A 17,281-nucleotide genomic window follows, 5' to 3' on the forward strand; every position below is an offset into this window, starting at 1 on the left:
ATGGCCGTCCTGATCTACACCAGGGCCCATGACCCGGCCGAATGGGCGGCCGCGATGCATGCTGTCGATCCGACGCTGGATATCCGCCTGCATCCCAATACCGGCAATCCGAATGAGATCGAGGCCGCCGTGGTGGCCAAGCCGCCGCCCGGCCTGCTGAAAAGCTTTCCGAACCTGAAGCTGATCCACGCCTTCGGTGCCGGCGTCGATGCCATCCTGGCCGATGCGACGCTGCCGCGCCAGGTGCCGCTGGCCCGCGTGGTGGACGACCGCCTGACCGTGGCGATGACGGAATATATCCTGCTGCATGTGCTGCGCTTCCATCGCCAGGTCGAAGCCATGGCGCTGAACCAGCGCAACAAGACCTGGAAATGGCTGCCGCCGGTGGATGCCGCCGAACGGGTGATCGGCATCATGGGCATGGGCACGCTGGGCATGGCGGCGGCGCAGAAGCTGCTGCCCTTCGGTTTCCAGATGGTGAGCTGGAGCCGCGGCCTGAAAGCCATCGACGGCGTCACCAGCTTCCATGGCGACGAGCATCTCGACAGCTTCCTGCGGCTCTGCAACGTGCTGATCTGCCTGCTGCCGCTGACGCCGCAGACGCGCGGCATCATCAGCCGCCGTTCGCTCTCCCTGCTGCCGCGCGGCGCCTATATCATCAATGCCGGGCGCGGCGGCCATGTGGTGGAGGCTGACCTGCTGCATGCGCTGGACAGCGAATGGCTGTCAGGCGCCACGCTGGATGTCTTCGACGAAGAACCGCTGGGCGAGAAGCATCCCTTCTGGACCCATCCAAAAGTGACGGTGACGCCGCATAACGCCGCCGACAGCATCCCGGCCCATGTGGCACCGCAGATCGTCGACAATATCCAGCGCCTGCAGACGGGCCAGCCGCTGCTGCGCGTGGTGGATTACAAACGCGGCTATTAGGCCGCGCTTATTCCCATTTCTTGAAAATATCGACGAATTTCTCTTCGCCGCAGGCGATGAAATAGCCGCGCAGGACACAGTTTTCCGACTCGCCGAGGCGCTGGCGGACGGCCTTGAGCGCCGGCAGCATTTCCTTGGCCAGCTGCTTGTCCTTGAAGCGCATCACCTCGCCCTGGGTGCGGGCGCCGTCATAGATCACACCAAGGCTTTCCTCGGAATTGATCTCCGGGCGGCGCTTGAAGAAGGTGTTCAGGCTTTTCAGGCCACCAGTCTTCTGGATGAACTGCACAAAGTTGCTGAGCGCCATATGGCGCTGGTCGGGCGCGGTTTCCTTGGCCTCGAAGCAGCCGGCCAGCGACAGGGTCGCAAGCGCCAGAACGAACATGGCCAGTGGACGATGGAACCGCATGAAATCTCCCCTCGGGTCGTGCAGCCGTCATCCCTGGCGGATGCGGCCTTGCCGGCAGTTTAAAGACCCAACAGTTACAGAAAGCTATATGGATCGACGTCGATGGCGCGCTTTACACCTGAGGGTAGTTTTACTTTTGCTACCCACTCCCGCAGCACCGCCGGCACGTCGATATCCCGCGCCGCCTTGAGCAGCAGGCGCTCGCGGAACCGGCCGCGCAGGTAATGCAGCGGCGCCGGCGCCGGACCCAGCACCAGCAGACCCGCGCCGCGCGGCGCCGCCCGCGCCAGCGCCCGGGCCGCCTGCTCCACTTCAGCATGGTCGGTGCCGCTGACGATCAGCGCCGCAAGGCGGCCGAAGGGCGGCATGCCTGCGCGCTGGCGCTCGGCCATCTCGGCGGCGAGGAAGCCGGCGCCGTCATGGCGGGCCAGGGCATCGATCACCGGATGCTCGGGCAGGAAGCTCTGCAACAGCACCCGGCCGGGATGGGCAGCGCGGCCGGCGCGGCCGGCCACCTGGGTCAGCAACTGATGCGTGCGTTCGGCAGCACGCGGATCGCCGCCGGACAGGCCGAGATCGGCATCGATCACACCGACCAGCGTCAGCAGCGGGAAGTGATGGCCCTTCGCCACGATCTGCGTGCCGATCAGGATATCGATCTCGCGGTTTTCCATGCGCGTCAGCACTTCGGAAATCTGCGTCGGCGTATTGGCGGTATCGGATGCCATCATGGCGATGCGGGCATCGGGAAACAGGCTGGCCGCCTCTTCCACCAGGCGCTCGACGCCGGGGCCGCAGGCCTTGAACTTGTCCTCGGCATTACATTGCGGACAGTGCTGCGGCAGGCGTTCCTGGTGGCCGCAATGATGGCATTGCAGGCGGCCGTGGCGCTTGTGCTCGACCAGCCAGGCCGAACAGTTCGGACAGGCCAGACGATGACCGCAGGCGCCGCAGAGCGTCAGCGGCGCATAGCCGCGGCGATTGAGGAACAGCATGGCCTGTTCGCCGCTGCCGATGGTTTCCTCGATAGCATGGCGCAGCGGCGCGCTGATGAAGCGCTGGGCCGGCAGGCGTTCTTTGCGCAGATCCACCACGTCGATGCGCGGCAGCGCCGCGGTGCCATGGCGTTCAGGCAGCACCGCATGGGCATAGCGGCGGCGCGCCACGTTATGCAGGCTTTCCAGCGATGGCGTGGCCGAAGCGAGGATACAGGCGGCGCCCTCCAGCTTGGCGCGCACCACCGCCATGTCGCGGGCATTGTAGATCACGCCCTCTTCCTGCTTGTAGGAGGCGTCATGCTCCTCGTCGACCACGACCAGCGCCAGATCGGCGTAAGGAAGGAACAGCGCCGAGCGCGCGCCGATCACCACGCGGGCTTCGCCGCGGCTGATGGCGCGCAAAGTGGCGGCGCGACGCGCTTCGGTCATCTCGGAATGCCAGGCCCAGGCCGGCGCATTGAAGCGCTGCTCGAAGCGATCGAGCGACTGCTGCGTCAGCGCGATTTCCGGCAGCAGCACCAACGCCTGACGACCGTCCTTCAGCGCTTCAGCGATCGCTTCGTAATAGACTTCGGTCTTGCCGGCACCGGTGACGCCTTCCAGCAAAGTGACGGAGAAATCCCGGGCCGCAACGGCGGCGCGCAGGCCGGCCGCCGCCTCGGCCTGCAGCGGATTGAGCGGCCGGCCGGGCTTCTGCCATTCCGGCACCGGGGGTGCGCGGAAGGCCGGCACGCTGTCAGCCTGCAGCGCGCCCAGTTCGAGCAGCTTGCGCACCACCGCCGGCGAGACGGCAGCGGCCTCGGCCAGTTCGGTGACGCCCAGGCCGGGGCGTTCGGATGCGATCTGCAGGACACGATCTCTCTGGGCACTGCTGCGCAGATCGGGGGGCACGGTGCCGGGTCGCAGCACCTGGCGCACCGGCGGCGCCTCGATCAGGGCGCGCGGCTCAGGCAGGCACATCTTCAGCACTGCGCCGGTGGGGTTGAGTGTATAGGCCGCCACCCAGTCGACCAGCCGGCGCAGCGGCAGAGCGATGCCGGGCGCGTCGCAATGCCGCAGCACCGATTTCAGCTTCGCCTTCTCCGGCAGCGGGTCGGGCGTGCCATCCCAGACCACGCCGAGCGACACGCGGCTGCCGATGGGAACTTCCACGATGTCGCCAGGTTGCAGCGGTCCGGCCTCGCCCGCCCGGTAGGTGAAGGGCTCGGCCAGCGGCAAGGGCAGCAAAACGCGGATCTGGTCGGCTGGTGTCAAGCGGGTTGTTCCGGTGGAAGGGCCGTGGCGGGTCGGGTATTGTTAACCAAACGGATTGTAGCATCGCGGCCGATTCGGGCCGTACCGGTTGCCCATGGAGTTTAGGACATGAAGTTTTTCGTCGATACCGCCGACATCGCCGAGATTGCCGAGCTGAACGATACCGGCCTGCTGGACGGCGTGACCACCAACCCGTCGCTGGTGGCCAAGACGGGTAAGGACTTCGTCGGCACCATCAAGGAAATCTGCAAGATCGTGAAGGGCCCGGTTTCGGCCGAGGTGACTGCCACCGATCATGCCACCATGCTGGCCGAGGGCCGTAAGCTGGCCGCGCTGGCCACCAATGTGGCGGTGAAAGTGCCGCTGACCATGGACGGCCTGAAGACCTGCAAGGTGCTGTCGGATGACGGCATCATGGTCAATGTCACGCTCTGCTTCTCGCCGGCCCAGGCGATCCTCGCCGCCAAGGCCGGCGCCACCTTTATTTCGCCTTTCGTCGGCCGGCTGGACGATATCGGCCAGGACGGCATGCAGCTGATCGCCGACATCGTGCAGATCTACAACAGCTATCCCGATTTCAAGACCGAGGTGCTGGTCGCCTCGATCCGCCATCCGATCCATCTGATCGAAGCGGCCAAGCTGGGCGCCGATGTCGCCACCCTGCCGCCAAACGTGCTCAGAAGCCTGGTCAAACACCCATTGACCGACAAGGGCCTGGAGACCTTCCTGGCCGACTGGAAGAAGACCGGCCAGTCCATCCTGGACGCCAAGTGAGGAGCGCAGGCTGACCATGGCCGAGAGCACCACCGCACCCCTTGCCGCCCTTGCCGGCCTGACCGAGGCCGAAGTGATTGCCTGGCTGCGGCAGCATCCCGATCTGCTGATCCGCCACCCGGACCTCTGCGACATCCTGCTGCCACCGGCGCGCCCGCAGAGCGGCGACAACGTGGTCGACCTGCAGCGTTTTATGGTGCAGCGCCTGCAGGGCGAACTGCATCGCGTGTCGCATGTCGGCAACGAACTGCTGGATGCCAGCCGGCAGAATCTGTCGGCCACCCAGCGCGTGCATGCCGCCGTGCTGATGCTGCTGGAGGCCGGCAGCTTCGAGCACATGATCCATATGGCGACCCAGGACTGGGTCGACCTGCTGGAGGTGGATGTCATCAGCCTCTGTGTCGAAGGCGATCCGGAGAAGATGAAGGAGATCGCTACCGGCGGCGTGGTCGTGCTGCCCAGCGGCGCCATCGAGACGCTGCTTGGCGCCATGCCGGCGATCGCGCGCGACAAATGCGATGCCGCCGACTGGCTCTACGGGCCGGCCGCCACGCTGGTGCAATCGGATGCGCTGGCGCGGCTCGATTTCGGCCCCACCGCGCCGCAGGCCATGCTGGCGCTGGGATCGCGCGAGGGCGACAAGTTCCAGCCCAACCAGGGCACTGAGCTGCTGCAATTCCTTGCCGGCGTGCTCGGCCGTTCGGTGCGCTCGTGGCTCGATCTGCCGCAGCCCTGAACGAGTCTCCAGAAGAACGCCTGCCGTTCTTCCTCGCCGCCGATGATGTGAAGGCGGCGGCGGAAGCCTGGTATCGCTGGCTCGCCAAGGAAAAACGCTTCTCGAAGCATACGCTGCGCGCCTATGGCCAGGATCTTTCCGGTTTTCTGGCTTTCCTGAGCGACCATCTGGGCGAGGCCGCCGCAATGGACGACCTGCGCGGTTTGCGCCAGGCCGATTTCCGCGCCTATCTCAGCCGGCGCCGCAACGATGGCGTCGAGGCCACGTCGCTGGCGCGGAATTTAAGCGCTGTGCGCAGCTTCTTCCGGCGCCTGCAGCGCGATGGCGTGATCGAGAATGCCGCCGCCAACCTGATCCGCACGCCCAAGCGACCGCATAGCGTGCCCAAGCCCCTGAGCGTGGCGTCGGCGCAGCAGGTGATCGATACAGCCGACGAGGCCGATACCGCACCCTGGCTGCAGGCGCGCGATGCGGCGATCCTCACCCTGCTCTGGGGTGCCGGCCTGCGTCTGGGCGAGGCGCTTGGCCTCAATGGCGACGAGATTCCGAAGGGCGACAGCCTGACCGTCACCGGCAAGGGCAACAAGCAGCGGCTGGTGCCGATCCTGCCGGTCGTGCGCGCGGCTATCGCCGCTTACGTGAAGCTCTGCCCGTATCCGGTCAGCGTCGGCACGCCGCTGTTCTATGGCATGCGCGGCAAGCGCGTCGATCCGGCCATCATCCAGAAGGCCATGCGCAATGCACGCCGCGCCCTGAACCTGCCGGAAACCGCCACACCGCATGCCCTGCGGCATTCGTTTGCCACGCATCTGCTGGCGGCCGGCGGCGACCTGCGCACCATCCAGGAGCTGCTGGGCCATGCCTCTCTGGCCACCACCCAGCGCTATACCGAGGTGGATGCCGAGGCCCTGCTCAGGGTTTATGCAACGGCCCATCCGCGCGCCCGGGCCTGATACACAATTCCGTTGATCGCCGTCACACCGGCGCGTCGCAGCTTTGCCTTAATCGGCCGACATCCTATGCTCTCTAAGCAAGCTCCCGGCGTGCAGGCAGACATGACCCTCAAAATCCGTTCCCTCATCCGCTACACCCTGCTGGCTCTCACCGGCCTGATCGCCGTGCCATTGCTGGCCAGCGGAGCATCGATTGCAACGGCCGAGCGCAAGCACTGGTCGCAGACGCGCTGGGATTCCGCCGGCCTGGCACCCGATCCGGTGTCCATGCAGGACGCCGTGGTGCAGGTTTACGCCGCCCGGGTCTGGGGCTGGCGCGGCGCACTGGCCGTCCATACCTGGGTGGTGGTCAAACCCGCCGGGGCACCGGGCTATACCCGCTATGAGGTGGTCGGCTGGGGCGGTTCGCCGGTGCGGATCAGCCAGCGCACGCCCGACGGCTACTGGGCCGGCAACGCGCCCGAACTGCTGCACGACCTGCGCGGCCCGGAAGCCGCCGCCGCCATCCCGCTGCTGATCTCGGCCGCCGAACGCTATCCCTGGCGCGACGACTACGTGATGTGGCCGGGGCCGAATTCCAACAGCTTCGTGGCTTACCTCGCCCGCGAGGTGCCGGAACTGGGCCTGCAACTGCCACCCACCGCCGTGGGCAAGGACTGGATCGGTGCGACCCGGCTGATCGCGCCGGCGCCGAGCGGCACCGGCTGGCAGCTGTCACTGTTCGGCCTGGCCGGCGTGACGGCAGCGGCCCGCGAGGGCCTGGAGCTGAACCTGCTCGGCTTCACCATCGGCGTCGATCTGCTGCGCCCGGCGATCAAGCTGCCGGGCCTCGGCCGGCTGGGCCTGCCCGCGGCCCAGCGGCAGGAAGAAACCCCAAGTTGATCTGAATCCCCGCCATATCGCGGCGGGTAATTCTGTCCACAGGATGCTACAGTATGCGGAACGGGCGCGGGGGGCTTGGCAGGCCGCGCGCGCCGTCCGTGAAACTGGGATTTTGCGCATCCGCATGACGGAGCAGGCACCTATTGCTGTGAACAGACCCGACCCCGCCCCGGCCGGGCCCGCGGTGCTGTCGCCCGAGCAGATCGGCATCGGCCTGCGCCCGCCGCATCACATCGACCTGCTGCAGACACGCCCCGCCACGATCGGCTGGCTGGAAATCCATGCCGAGACCTATATGGGCGGCGGCGCGGCACGGCATTACCTGGAACAGATCCGCCAGCACTGGCCGGTGGCGATCCAGGGCACCGGCCTGGGCCTGGGCGGCAGCGAATTGCCCGATGCCGAACATCTGGAACGCCTGGTGCGGCTGGTCGAGTGGCTCGATCCCGCCCTGGTGTCGGAGCATCTCGCCTGGGTCGGCGTCGAGGGGCGGTACTATAATGATCTGTTACCCCTGCCCTATACAGCGGACAGCCTTGAGAGCTGCTGCCGCAATGTCGATATCGTGCAGACGCGGCTAAAACGCCCGCTGCTGATGGCCAATCCGGCGACCTATCTGCGCTTCCGCGAAAGCCAGATCGCCGAGGCGGAATTCCTCAGCCGGCTGAGCAGCGAAACCGGCTGCGGCATCCTGTGCGACGTCAACAATCTGTATGTGTCCAGCGCCAATCACGTTGGCCGCGAATCCGCCCTGGCCGTGGCCGAAGCCTATCTCGACAGCCTGCCGGCGCCGGCGGTGCATGAAATCCGCCTGGCCGGCCACAGCGAATGCAACGCCGATGGCCGACCCATGCTGATCGACGACCATGCCGCCCTGGTGGCCGAGCCGGTCTGGCGCCTCTATGCCAATGCCGTACAGCGGTTCCCCCATGCCGCCACCCTGCTGGAATGGGACAACAACCTGCCGCCGCTGGCGCATCTGATCTCGGAGGCCGAGCATGCGGCGCGCCAGCGTGCAGCGGCGCTGCGCCCCAGCGACCTGCCGGGCGATACAGTCATGACGGAAGGCAGCGATGAGCGCGCTGCTTGAACGCCAGCGCGAATTCGCCGACGCCCTGACCGGTTCACTGCATGCGGTGGCCGAGAAGGTGATCGGCGATGCGATTCCGGCGGAAGGTCGGCTGCAGATTTATGCCGACCGCTTCCGTGCCGGCCTGCTGGAAACCCTGGCGACGATCTTTCCGGTCACCCGCGCTCTGGTCGGCGAGGCCTTCTTCGCCCAGACCGCACGCGCTTTTCTGATCTTCGACCCGCCGCGTTCGCCGATCCTGCGGCTCTATGGCAGCAGCTTCCCCACCTTCCTGGCGGCCCTGCCCGATCTGGGCGGCCACCATTACCTGCCGGATATCGCCGCCTTCGAATGGGCGCTCAATCTTGCTGAACATGCGGAAGATACCGACATCCTGCATCCGGAAGACCTGCCCGAAGCCGAGCTGACCGCGCAGTTGCCACTGCCGCTGCATCCGTCGGCCCAGCGGCTGTCGACGCCCTTCCCGGTCAGCCAGATCTGGCAGGTGCACCAGCCGGACTCACCCGTGGTCGACCGCATTCGCATGGCCGGCAGCAGCGAACGCCTGCTGGTCTGGCGCCGCGGCATCGAGGTGGTGTGGCACAAGCTGAATCACGGCGAGGACCGCCTGCTGGCCGAACTGGCCAATGGCGCGTCGCTGGGCGCAGCCGCGCTGGCCGCCTCGAACGAACCCGATTTCGATTTCCCCGCCAGCTTCAGCTGGATGCTGGATGGCGGGGTTTTCGCGCGGCCGGCCGCCTAGTCGAGCCAGGTATAGGCCGTCGCCAGCATCGCCTCGATGCCGGTGCGCAGGGTCGGATGGATCACCGGCGCGAAGAAGGGCGAGTGGTTGACCGGCAGCAGGCTGGGATCGTCGCCGGCCGTCGCCTTGGCGAACAGCTCAGGGTCGGTGCCGCCGATCACCCAGAAGACCGACGGGACATTCCAGGCCGTGCCGAACAGGCCGAAATCCTCGCTGCCCGAGGCCGGCTCCACCTGTACCACGCGCTCGGCCCCGAACCAGGCCTGCATGCCTTCGACCGTGCGCATGGTGGCGGCTTCGTCATTCACCGTGAGCGGAAACTGGCTGATCTCGGAAATCGACGGCGGCTTCGGCGCGCCCGAGGCCGCTGCTTCCGCCTCGATGATGCGCTTCACCGAGGCCAGCACGCGGGTACGCACGCTTTCCTTGAAGGTGCGGATGTTCAGCCGCAGCAACGCCTCGTCGGGGATCACATTCTCGTTCAGGCCGCTTTGCATTGTGCCTACAGTTACGACGGCACTATCAGCCATCGCCACCTCGCGCGACACCACGGTCTGCAGACGCATCACGGTGGCCGCCGCCATCACCACGGGATCGATGCTGTTCTGCGGCTTGGAGCCATGGGCGCCACGGCCGTAAATCTTCACTTCCCAGCTATCGGCCGCCGACATGGCGACGCCCGGCTTGTAGCCGATACTGCCGGCCGGCATCGGCACCACATGCTGGCCCAGCGACACCGTCGGCTTGGGGAATTTCTTGACCATGCCGTCATTCAGCATGGCGCGGGCGCCGGCGCCGATTTCCTCGGCCGGCTGGAACACCGCCATCACGGTGCCCTTCCAGCTGTCGCGCGCTTCCGACAGCAGACGCCCCACCGCCATCAGCCAGGTGACATGCATGTCATGGCCGCAGGCATGCATGATCGACACATGCTGGCCGAAACGATCCGTGCCGGTCTGGGTGCTGGCATAGTCGAGGCCGGTCTTCTCCTTCACGGGAAGCCCGTCCATGTCGGCGCGCAGCAGGATCACCGGACCGTCGCCATTCTTCAGCAGCGCCACCACACCGGTCTTGCCGATCTGCTCATGCACCTCGAAGCCGTATTTCTTCATCCAGGCCGCCGCGACACCGGCGGTGCGCACTTCCTGCATCGAGAGTTCAGGGTTGCGATGCAGGTCGAGATAGATCTGCTCCAGCTCGGGCAGCATGGCCTCGATCCTGTCGAAGACGGCTTTCTTGTTGGAAGCGAGGACGCGCGGCACCGGAGCATGCATAGGAGCGATCTTTCTTGACGTCAGGAGAAGGCTTTGAAATTCGGGCGGGCACCACGACGCAGGCGCGGCAGGCCGCCAGCAGCAGTATGGGTGGCGGTCATATGCGGATCGTCGTCGACCTCGGCCAGCAGGGCGAGGATTTCCTGGCCGATACGCATGGCCTCGCGCGGCGGCAAGGCGTCGGGATTTTCCATCAGCGCCAGCAGGTCGAGAATACGCTGCTGGCGTTTGTAGCGCCGCTTGGCCGCGATCTGGTCCTGCTGCGTGTCATGCAGCAGTTCGACGCCGGGCGGCAACATCTCGCAACGTTCGCACATGGCCAAGGATTAGACCGGATCGCTCACGAACGGTCAACGCGAGCCGGGAAAGCGAACCAATTCAGGCTATTGGTACGCGTTCAGACTGCCGTCCGGCGGGTGCGCAGCAGGGCCAGCGGGCCGATGAGGGCACCCAGCCCCATAATCGCCAGCCCTAATCCCCAGCTCAGCACCGACTGGCTGCCGCCGCCCAGATACTGCGCGGCATCCAGCGCGAAGCCGACGAACAGCGGTCCCAGCACCGAGACGCCGAAGCCCAGCGCCGAATGCAGCGCCATGGTGGAGCCGCGATGGGCCGGCTCGGCCGCGGCCATCATCCCTGAGGTGAGTGCACCGGAATCGCCGCAGATGAAGATGAAATAGAGGGCGCAGTAGAGCAGCACCAGCCAGACCGGCAGCACGGCACTGAAGCCGAAGCCGATGCCGAACATTCCGGAAATGGTCATGATGGCGATCAGCGCCCGGCGACGACCGAATTTCAGCGCCATCTCGTTGCCCAGCAGGCTGGCCGGCAGGCCGATCAGGGTGACGATGGCGGCCAGCACCGTGGCGCTGGGCAGCACGGCGGCCACCGCCGGTTCACGCGCCAGCACAAAAACCAGGAAGGCTGTGAGCCAGGCACGCATGGCGGTCAGCTCGAAGCCATGGGCGGCATAACCGATGATATAGCCCATGGCATCGCGGTTGCTCAGCACGGGTTTGAGCTGGAAGCCGCTGGCCGCCGTGGCGCCTTCCGGTATCTGCGGTGTCAGGATACGCCAGGCCAGCAGACCCGAAGCCAGGCAGGAGATGCCGACCAGACCGAAGCTCCAGCGCCAGCCGAACCACTCGCTGAGCAGACCGGTGACGGTGAAGCTCATGGCGACGGCAATCGAATAGCTGGCGGTGTAGAATGTGACAGCGCGACTCTGCTCGCCGCCCTTCAGGCGGTCGGTCAGCGCACGCAAACCGGGCATGTAGATCGCCGCCTGCCCGGCGCCGCCGATGGCGCGCAGGATGAAGCCGGACCAGAATCCGTCGGCCAGCAGGGCGAAAGCGATGGTGCTGAGGCCAGTGACAGCGGCGCCGACGGCGAAGACCAGGCGCGCATCGATGCGATCGGTCAGCATCACCGCCCAGGTCACCACCAGCATATAGCCGAGATAGTAGACGCCGGCGATCCAGCCGGCCTCGGTGTTGGTCAGGCCCCAGGCCGCGATGAAGTCCGGCATCAGGGCCGGGAAACTGGCAATCGGCAGGATGGCCAGCACTTCCAGGCCGGCGAGCAGGACAATCAGGGCGCGGGAGGACATGGAACCGGCGGCAATGGGCGGATCAACAAAGGACTGATGGCAAAACAGGGCTTGCCATACCTCACGTAGTATTCAACGATCTGCCCGGAAGCGCCAGAGTATCGTCACAATTCCAGGTCATAAAAGACCGGTTCGACCGTCCGTATTTCTCCGCCATGAAACTGGCCCATAAGAACCAGGAAGCATCCATGTCCCAGCTCCACCGCCCGACCCGCCGCGCCATGCTGGCCGGTACCGCCGCTCTTGGTTTCACGCCGCTGCTGGCCTGCGCCCCGCGCTCCCAGGAGGCCGCCGTCACGGCGGCAAAATACGATAGCGCCACGCCGGTGATCTTCGTCCACGGCAATGGTGACACGGCGGCATTGTGGCACACCACTTTCTGGCGCTGGGAAAGCAACGGCTTCCCCGCCAGCCGGCTGTTCGCCATCGATTTCCCCTATCCGCTGTCGCGCACCAACGATGACGAATACCAGGCCGGCCGGTCCTCCAGCCGCGACCAGTTCGAACAGCTCTCGGCCGCCATCGCCCAGGCGCTGGACGAAACCAAGGCCGGCCGCGTGGCGCTGGTCGGGTCCTCGCGCGGTGGCAATGCTATCCGCAACTACCTGAAGAATGGCCCGGGCGCCGCCTATGTCAGCCATGCCGTGCTCTGCGGCACGCCGAATCATGGCGTGATCGCCTCGACCACCCAGCTGGTCGGCAGCGAGTTCAACGGCAGCAGCAATTTCCTGCGCCAGCTCAATGCCGGCTCGGAGATCGTGCCGGGCGTCGCCTGGATGACCACGCGCAGCGATGGACTGGACAAATTTGCCCAGCCCGATGGCGCGGCGCTGGGCATGCCCGGGACGGCGACCGGCATCACCGCCGATGGCCCGGCGCTGGCCGGCGCGAAGAATGTTGTGCTGCCGGGCCTCGACCATCGCGAGGTCGCCTTCCATGAGAAGGCCTTCGCCGCGACCTGGGAATTCATCATCGGCACGGCCCCGGCCACCACCGCGATCAAACCGGAAGCCGCACCGGTGCTGAACGGCAAGGTCAACGGCATGGTGCGCGGCGTGCCGACCAACCTGCCGGTCGAAGGCGCGCAGGTCGAGATTTACGAGACCAATGTGCAGACCGGCGCGCGGCTACGCCAGGTGCATGCCAAAGTCACTGGCGTCGACGGCTACTGGGGGCCTTTCACGGCCAGCCCGACGGCGACTTATGAATTCGTGCTCAGCGTGGCGGGCCAGACCAAGACGCATATCTACCGCTCGCCCTTTCCGCGCTCGTCGTCGCAGATCCACCTGCGCACCGCCGTGCTGGCCGACCGCGACCGCCAGGCCGGCTCGATCATCACCATCAGCCGTCCGCGCGGCTATTTCGGCCAGGGCCGCGGCGACATCGTCACCTTCGACGGCCAGCCAGGCGCCGGCATTCCGCCGGGCATCCCGGTGAATGCGACCTCGACCCTGACTCTGCCGCGCGGCACGCCGCAACGCAGCGTGGTCTGCCGCTTCAACACCACCGAAACCATCGTGGTGCAGTCCTGGGATGCCAGCGACGACCGCGCGGTGATCGCGGAATTGCATTACTAGACGGATTCAACTCCGGCGCAGCAGCAGCAGGCCGCCAGCAACGATCAGCCCAGCACCGGCCCAGGTGACCAGGCCGGGCAGCGTGCCGAACACGACCCAGCCGATCAGCGCGGCGAACACCACCGAGGCATAGGTGAATGGCGCCAGCCAGGCCGCATCGGCGAGGCGGTAGGCGCGCACGTTGCACATCTGGCCGAAGATCGCCATCGGGCCGATCAGGCAGAGAGCGGCCAGCGTCAGTGGCGCCGCCGGCACCCAGAGTACCAGCATGGCGGCACCCAGCAGCAGCGTGGCAATGCCGTTCACATGCAGCAGCATCGACAGCATGCTCTCCTGGCGCGACAGCACCTTGATCAGGATCACCTCGCAGGCCGTGAGAAACGCACCGGCGATCATCGCCAGTGGGGCGACACCGGTTTCCGCCAGGCTGTCGAGGCTGAACCCGGCCGTGTTGCCGCGCACGATCACCAGGGCGCCGGCCACGCAAAGCAGAGCGGCGAAGGCCTGCCGCACGGTGATGCGTTCGCCCAGCAGCAGCACAGCAAGCCCCATGGTAAAAACACCCTGCAGCAGCGCCAGCGCCGAGGCATCCGCCAGCGGCATATGAGTGGCGCCATAGATGCTGCAGCCGCCGCCGCTGACACCGCACAACGCCCGCAGCACATGCAGATGGCGCCGGCCGCGCGCCAGCAGACGGTTGAGCGGCACGCGCTGCACGGCGGCAATACCGCTGACGGTGGCGAAGCCGCTGAGGTAGCGGATGAAAACGATCTGGATCGCCGGCACGAGACCGCCGGTCAGCTTACCGGAGGCATAGAGCAGCGAGAAGGCAAAGGCCGCACCCAGCACCCACAGCGCGGCAACGGCTTTCGATTCGGGAGGGGCGGTCATGGACGTGGACTCACCTCACATTGTCATGCGCGGGCTTGATCCGAGGGTGACAACTAAAAACAGAAAGGGCGGCTGGATAGCCGCCCTTTCGCATCAAACAGAGCGGGCCGATCAGATCGTGATCGTATGGCCATCGACGGCCAGGGCCGCTTCCTTGACCGCCTCGGTCAGCGCCGGATGAGCATGGACGGTGCGGTAGATATCCTCGGCCGAAGCGCCGAACTCGATCGCCATCACCAGTTCCTGGATCAGATGACCGGCATCGGCGCCGATGATATGGGCGCCGACCACCTTCTTGGTCTTCTCGTCTTCCAGGATTTTCACGAAACCGTCGGTCATGGTCATGGCGCGGGCGCGCGCATTGGCCGTGAAGGGGAACTTGCCGGTCTTGTAGGCGATGCCCGCGGCCTTCAGTTCTTCCTCGGTCTTGCCGACACTGGCCACTTCCGGCCAGGTGTAGACCACGCCTGGAATGGCGTCGTAGTTGATATGCGGCTTCTGGCCGGCCAGCATCTCGGCAAGCACCATGCCCTCCTCATCCGCCTTATGCGCCAGCATGGGGCCGATGATGGCGTCGCCGATGGCATAGATACCCTTGGCAGTGGTCTGGAAATGACCGTCGGTCTTCACGCGGCCGCGCTCGTCCAGCTGCACGCCGGCAGCCTCGAGGCCGAGGCCGGTGGTATAGGGACGACGGCCGATCGAAACCAGCACCACATCGGCGGTGACTTCTTCCTTGTCGCCGCCGGCTGCCGGCTCCATGGTCAGCGCCACACCGGCCTTGCCCGGCTTGGCGGCGGTCACCTTGGTGCCGAGTTTGAACTTCATGCCCTGCTTGGCCAGGATGCGCTGCATCTGCTTCGACACTTCGCCGTCATTGGTCGGCAGAATGCGATCGAGGAATTCAACAACCGTCACCCCGGCGCCAAGGCGCAGCCAGACCGAGCCAAGTTCCAGCCCGATCACACCGCCGCCGATCACCACCAGGCTCTTCGGCACGGCCGGCAGTTTGAGCGCGCCGGTGGACGACACCACCTGCTTCTCGTCGATCTCGATGCCCTTCAGCGGCGTGACTTCGGAACCGGTTGCAATGACGATATGCTTGGCCGCATAGGTGCCCTTGCTCTCGCCGGTCACTTCCACCTTGCCGCCGCCCAGCAGCTTGCCGGTGCCCTTCAACCAGGTGATCTTGTTCTTCTTGAACAGGAATTCGATACCCTTGTTCGAGGCCGTCACCACGCTCTGCTTCTGCGCCATCATCGCCGGCAGATCGATATCGATCTTGCCGACCTTGATGCCATGCTGGGTGAAGCCGTGAGCAGCCGTGTGATACAGCTCGGAGGAATGCAGCAGCGCCTTGGACGGGATACAACCGACATTCGTGCAGGTGCCGCCCAGGCCGGCATCCTTCTCCACCACGGCGGTATTCATGCCGAGCTGGGCGCAGCGGATCGCCATGGTGTAGCCGCCGGGACCGGCGCCGATGATGACAACGTCGAAAGCCTGTTCACTCATGGATGGTTCTCCGGAAACTTAACGTGGCCCAGTCTTCAAAGCGGTAACGGGCCATATAGGCCGCCGCCGGCGAAATTCAGCTTCTTGACCTGCTGGCTGCCAATCAGCAGGCCGCTGGCGACCAGATCGGCCAGGATGGCGGCGTAGATGGCAGAGTCCTTCACCGCCTCCACCGCCGCCGCATCGCGCCAGAAGGTGATCGTGCGCCATTCCTGTTCGTCATGGGTGAAGAAGCAGGCGAGGCAGCCATTCTGGTCGCGGAAGAATGGCTGCAGACGCTGGTCGGCAAAGGCGATGAACTCCCCGATCCGTCCCGGCGCATAGGCCGTGCTCCAGACGCGGACGATCATCGCCCCGGCCATTGGCTCTTACATCTCGTAGAGGAGACGCTGCGGATCTTCGAGCGATTCCTTGACCCGCACCAGGAAGCTGACCGCCTCGCGGCCGTCGACGATGCGGTGATCGTAGGTCAGCGCCACATACATCATCGGACGGATCACGACCTGGCCGTTCACAGCCATCGGACGATCCTGGATCTTGTGCATGCCCAGAATGGCCGACTGCGGCGGATTGATGATCGGGGTCGACATCAGCGAGCCGAACACGCCGCCATTGGTGATGCTGAAGCTGCCGCCCTGCAGCTCGTCGATGCCGAGCTTGCCGTCGCGGGCGCGCTTGCCCAGGTCGGAGATGGTCTTCTCGATGCCGGCAAACGACAGCTGGTCGGCGTCACGGATGACGGGGACGACGAGGCCGGTCGGCGTCGAAACGGCGCAGCCGATGTTGTAGTAGTTCTTGAAGACGATCTCGTCGCCCTCGATCTCGGCGTTCACCGCCGGGAATTCCTTCAGCGCCTGGACGCAGGCCTTGACGAAGAAGGACATGAAGCCCAGCCGCACGCCGTGCTTCTTCTCGAAGTTGTCGACATAGAGCTTGCGGGCAGCCATCAGCGCCGACATGTCCACCTCGTTGAAGGTGGTGAGGAGCGCGGCGGTATTCTGGGCTTCCTTGAGGCGACGGGCGATCACCTGGCGCAGCTTGGACATGCGCTGGCGTTCTTCGCGCTCGCCATTGGCACGCGGGCCGGCCGGCACCGACGGGCGCGCGGCCGGAGCCGCAGCGCCGCCGGCAATAATATCCATCACGTCGCCCTTGGTGACGCGGCCATCCCGGCCCGAGCCGGTGACGCCCGAGACATTGACGTTCTTTTCGGCGGCCAGCTTGGCAGCGGCCGGCAGTGCCTGGCCGGCGGCGGGTGCCGCAGCAGCCGGAGCGGCGGCGGGCTTGGCAGCCGGCGCCGGAGCGGGGGCCGCGGCCGGAGCCGCAGCGGGCTTGGCGGCGGGCTTCGCAGCGCCGGCGCCAGCGGTGAGCGTGGCCAAGAGATCGCCGACCTGCACGGTGGCGCCTTCGGCGGCGAGGATTTCGCCCAGGGTGCCGGCTTCCGGCGCATTCACCTCGACGGTCACCTTGTCGGTCTCGAGTTCGACCAGGAGCTGGTCGCGGGCGACCGCATCGCCAGCCTTGACCGACCACTTGCCGATGGTCGCCTCGGAGATCGATTCCGCCAGCTGCGGAACGCGGATTTCAACTGCCATGATGTACTTCCCTTGTCCTAAAAAACGCCCCTCGGTTTCCCGTGCGTCTTCA

At 66.0% G+C, this 17,281-nt stretch carries 17 protein-coding genes; 8 read left to right on the forward strand and 9 right to left on the reverse strand.

What is annotated here, in order from left to right:
* Positions 1 to 930 carry a 2-hydroxyacid dehydrogenase gene (locus tag AC1ROT_RS06105; protein ID WP_492997786.1) on the forward strand — a complete coding sequence of 310 codons (930 nt, stop codon included), beginning with the start codon at positions 1 to 3 and terminating at the stop codon, positions 928 to 930.
* Positions 931 to 937: 7 nt separating this feature from the next.
* Here the strand turns inward: AC1ROT_RS06105 and AC1ROT_RS06110 are convergent, their stop codons facing one another.
* The gene (locus AC1ROT_RS06110; protein WP_492997787.1) at positions 938 to 1,339 is read right to left on the reverse strand and encodes a hypothetical protein; all 402 of its coding nucleotides are present in this window, start codon (positions 1,337 to 1,339) and stop codon (positions 938 to 940) included.
* A gap of 74 nt (positions 1,340 to 1,413) precedes the next feature.
* Complete coding sequence (locus tag AC1ROT_RS06115; protein WP_492997788.1) at positions 1,414 to 3,591, reverse strand: primosomal protein N'; 2,178 nt, start codon at positions 3,589 to 3,591, stop codon at positions 1,414 to 1,416.
* 108 nt (positions 3,592 to 3,699) lie between these two features.
* Between AC1ROT_RS06115 and fsa the strand changes: the two genes are divergently transcribed.
* From fsa to AC1ROT_RS06145, 6 genes are all read left to right on the forward strand, one after another.
* Positions 3,700 to 4,365: a fructose-6-phosphate aldolase gene (gene fsa / locus AC1ROT_RS06120; RefSeq protein WP_492997789.1), complete on the forward strand. Its 666-nt coding sequence runs from the start codon at positions 3,700 to 3,702 to the stop codon at positions 4,363 to 4,365.
* Between the two features lie 16 nt (positions 4,366 to 4,381).
* Complete coding sequence (locus AC1ROT_RS06125; RefSeq protein ID WP_492997790.1) at positions 4,382 to 5,101, forward strand: DUF484 family protein; 720 nt, start codon at positions 4,382 to 4,384, stop codon at positions 5,099 to 5,101.
* Positions 5,077 to 6,054 carry a tyrosine recombinase XerC gene (locus AC1ROT_RS06130; protein WP_492997791.1) on the forward strand — a complete coding sequence of 326 codons (978 nt, stop codon included), beginning with the start codon at positions 5,077 to 5,079 and terminating at the stop codon, positions 6,052 to 6,054. Before AC1ROT_RS06125 ends, AC1ROT_RS06130 begins: the two co-directional genes overlap by 25 nt.
* A gap of 102 nt (positions 6,055 to 6,156) precedes the next feature.
* Positions 6,157 to 6,936 (forward strand): DUF3750 domain-containing protein, encoded by a 780-nt coding sequence (locus AC1ROT_RS06135; protein ID WP_492969549.1) that lies wholly within the window; start codon positions 6,157 to 6,159, stop codon positions 6,934 to 6,936.
* A 148-nt stretch (positions 6,937 to 7,084) separates the two neighbouring features.
* Complete coding sequence (bufB, locus tag AC1ROT_RS06140; protein WP_492969548.1) at positions 7,085 to 8,026, forward strand: MNIO family bufferin maturase; 942 nt, start codon at positions 7,085 to 7,087, stop codon at positions 8,024 to 8,026.
* The gene (locus AC1ROT_RS06145; RefSeq protein WP_492969547.1) at positions 8,010 to 8,768 is read left to right on the forward strand and encodes an HvfC/BufC family peptide modification chaperone; all 759 of its coding nucleotides are present in this window, start codon (positions 8,010 to 8,012) and stop codon (positions 8,766 to 8,768) included. Before bufB ends, AC1ROT_RS06145 begins: the two co-directional genes overlap by 17 nt.
* Here AC1ROT_RS06145 and AC1ROT_RS06150 read toward each other — a convergent pair.
* From AC1ROT_RS06150 to AC1ROT_RS06160, 3 genes are all read right to left on the reverse strand, one after another.
* On the reverse strand, positions 8,765 to 10,042 hold the full coding sequence (locus tag AC1ROT_RS06150; RefSeq protein WP_492969546.1) for a M20 family metallopeptidase: 1,278 nt from the start codon (positions 10,040 to 10,042) through the stop codon (positions 8,765 to 8,767). The genes AC1ROT_RS06145 and AC1ROT_RS06150 overlap by 4 nt on opposite strands.
* Before the next feature lie 20 nt (positions 10,043 to 10,062).
* A complete protein-coding gene (locus tag AC1ROT_RS06155) occupies positions 10,063 to 10,341 on the reverse strand; it encodes a hypothetical protein (protein WP_492969545.1) in 279 nt (92 codons plus the stop codon).
* Positions 10,342 to 10,439: 98 nt separating this feature from the next.
* Positions 10,440 to 11,651: an MFS transporter gene (locus AC1ROT_RS06160; RefSeq protein WP_492997792.1), complete on the reverse strand. Its 1,212-nt coding sequence runs from the start codon at positions 11,649 to 11,651 to the stop codon at positions 10,440 to 10,442.
* Between the two features lie 188 nt (positions 11,652 to 11,839).
* Here AC1ROT_RS06160 and AC1ROT_RS06165 point away from each other — a divergent pair, with 188 nt between their 5' ends.
* Positions 11,840 to 13,228 (forward strand): alpha/beta fold hydrolase, encoded by a 1,389-nt coding sequence (locus tag AC1ROT_RS06165; protein WP_492997793.1) that lies wholly within the window; start codon positions 11,840 to 11,842, stop codon positions 13,226 to 13,228.
* Positions 13,229 to 13,234: 6 nt separating this feature from the next.
* Here the strand turns inward: AC1ROT_RS06165 and AC1ROT_RS06170 are convergent, their stop codons facing one another.
* The 4 genes from AC1ROT_RS06170 to odhB all read right to left on the reverse strand — a co-directional run bounded on the left by AC1ROT_RS06170 (position 13,235) and on the right by odhB (position 17,229).
* Entirely contained in the window at positions 13,235 to 14,119 is an 885-nt protein-coding gene (locus AC1ROT_RS06170; RefSeq protein WP_492969542.1) for a DMT family transporter, read from the reverse strand.
* Between the two features lie 111 nt (positions 14,120 to 14,230).
* A complete protein-coding gene (gene lpdA / locus AC1ROT_RS06175; RefSeq protein ID WP_492997794.1) occupies positions 14,231 to 15,634 on the reverse strand; it encodes a dihydrolipoyl dehydrogenase in 1,404 nt (467 codons plus the stop codon).
* A gap of 35 nt (positions 15,635 to 15,669) precedes the next feature.
* Positions 15,670 to 15,984: an antibiotic biosynthesis monooxygenase gene (locus AC1ROT_RS06180; RefSeq protein ID WP_492969540.1), complete on the reverse strand. Its 315-nt coding sequence runs from the start codon at positions 15,982 to 15,984 to the stop codon at positions 15,670 to 15,672.
* A gap of 18 nt (positions 15,985 to 16,002) precedes the next feature.
* Entirely contained in the window at positions 16,003 to 17,229 is a 1,227-nt protein-coding gene (gene odhB, locus AC1ROT_RS06185) for a 2-oxoglutarate dehydrogenase complex dihydrolipoyllysine-residue succinyltransferase (protein ID WP_492969539.1), read from the reverse strand.
* Positions 17,230 to 17,281 lie beyond the last annotated feature (52 nt).

The sequence above is a fragment of the Ferrovibrio sp. GW821-FHT12E11 genome, assembly GCF_058806975.1.

Bases quoted from the DNA above. Each gene is read 5' to 3' on its own strand.
- AC1ROT_RS06160 (WP_492997792.1), bottom strand. From the start codon at position 11,651: ATGTCCTCCCGCGCCCTGATTGTCCTGCTCGCCGGCCTGGAAGTGCTG.
- AC1ROT_RS06105 (WP_492997786.1), top strand. From the start codon at position 1: ATGGCCGTCCTGATCTACACCAGGGCCCATGACCCGGCCGAATGGGCG.
- odhB (WP_492969539.1), bottom strand. From the start codon at position 17,229: ATGGCAGTTGAAATCCGCGTTCCGCAGCTGGCGGAATCGATCTCCGAG.
- AC1ROT_RS06110 (WP_492997787.1), bottom strand. From the start codon at position 1,339: ATGCGGTTCCATCGTCCACTGGCCATGTTCGTTCTGGCGCTTGCGACC.
- lpdA (WP_492997794.1), bottom strand. From the start codon at position 15,634: ATGAGTGAACAGGCTTTCGACGTTGTCATCATCGGCGCCGGTCCCGGC.
- AC1ROT_RS06145 (WP_492969547.1), top strand. From the start codon at position 8,010: ATGAGCGCGCTGCTTGAACGCCAGCGCGAATTCGCCGACGCCCTGACC.
- AC1ROT_RS06165 (WP_492997793.1), top strand. From the start codon at position 11,840: ATGTCCCAGCTCCACCGCCCGACCCGCCGCGCCATGCTGGCCGGTACC.
- AC1ROT_RS06135 (WP_492969549.1), top strand. From the start codon at position 6,157: ATGACCCTCAAAATCCGTTCCCTCATCCGCTACACCCTGCTGGCTCTC.
- AC1ROT_RS06125 (WP_492997790.1), top strand. From the start codon at position 4,382: ATGGCCGAGAGCACCACCGCACCCCTTGCCGCCCTTGCCGGCCTGACC.
- AC1ROT_RS06155 (WP_492969545.1), bottom strand. From the start codon at position 10,341: ATGTTGCCGCCCGGCGTCGAACTGCTGCATGACACGCAGCAGGACCAG.
- fsa (WP_492997789.1), top strand. From the start codon at position 3,700: ATGAAGTTTTTCGTCGATACCGCCGACATCGCCGAGATTGCCGAGCTG.
- AC1ROT_RS06180 (WP_492969540.1), bottom strand. From the start codon at position 15,984: ATGATCGTCCGCGTCTGGAGCACGGCCTATGCGCCGGGACGGATCGGG.
- AC1ROT_RS06170 (WP_492969542.1), bottom strand. From the start codon at position 14,119: ATGACCGCCCCTCCCGAATCGAAAGCCGTTGCCGCGCTGTGGGTGCTG.
- AC1ROT_RS06150 (WP_492969546.1), bottom strand. From the start codon at position 10,042: ATGCATGCTCCGGTGCCGCGCGTCCTCGCTTCCAACAAGAAAGCCGTC.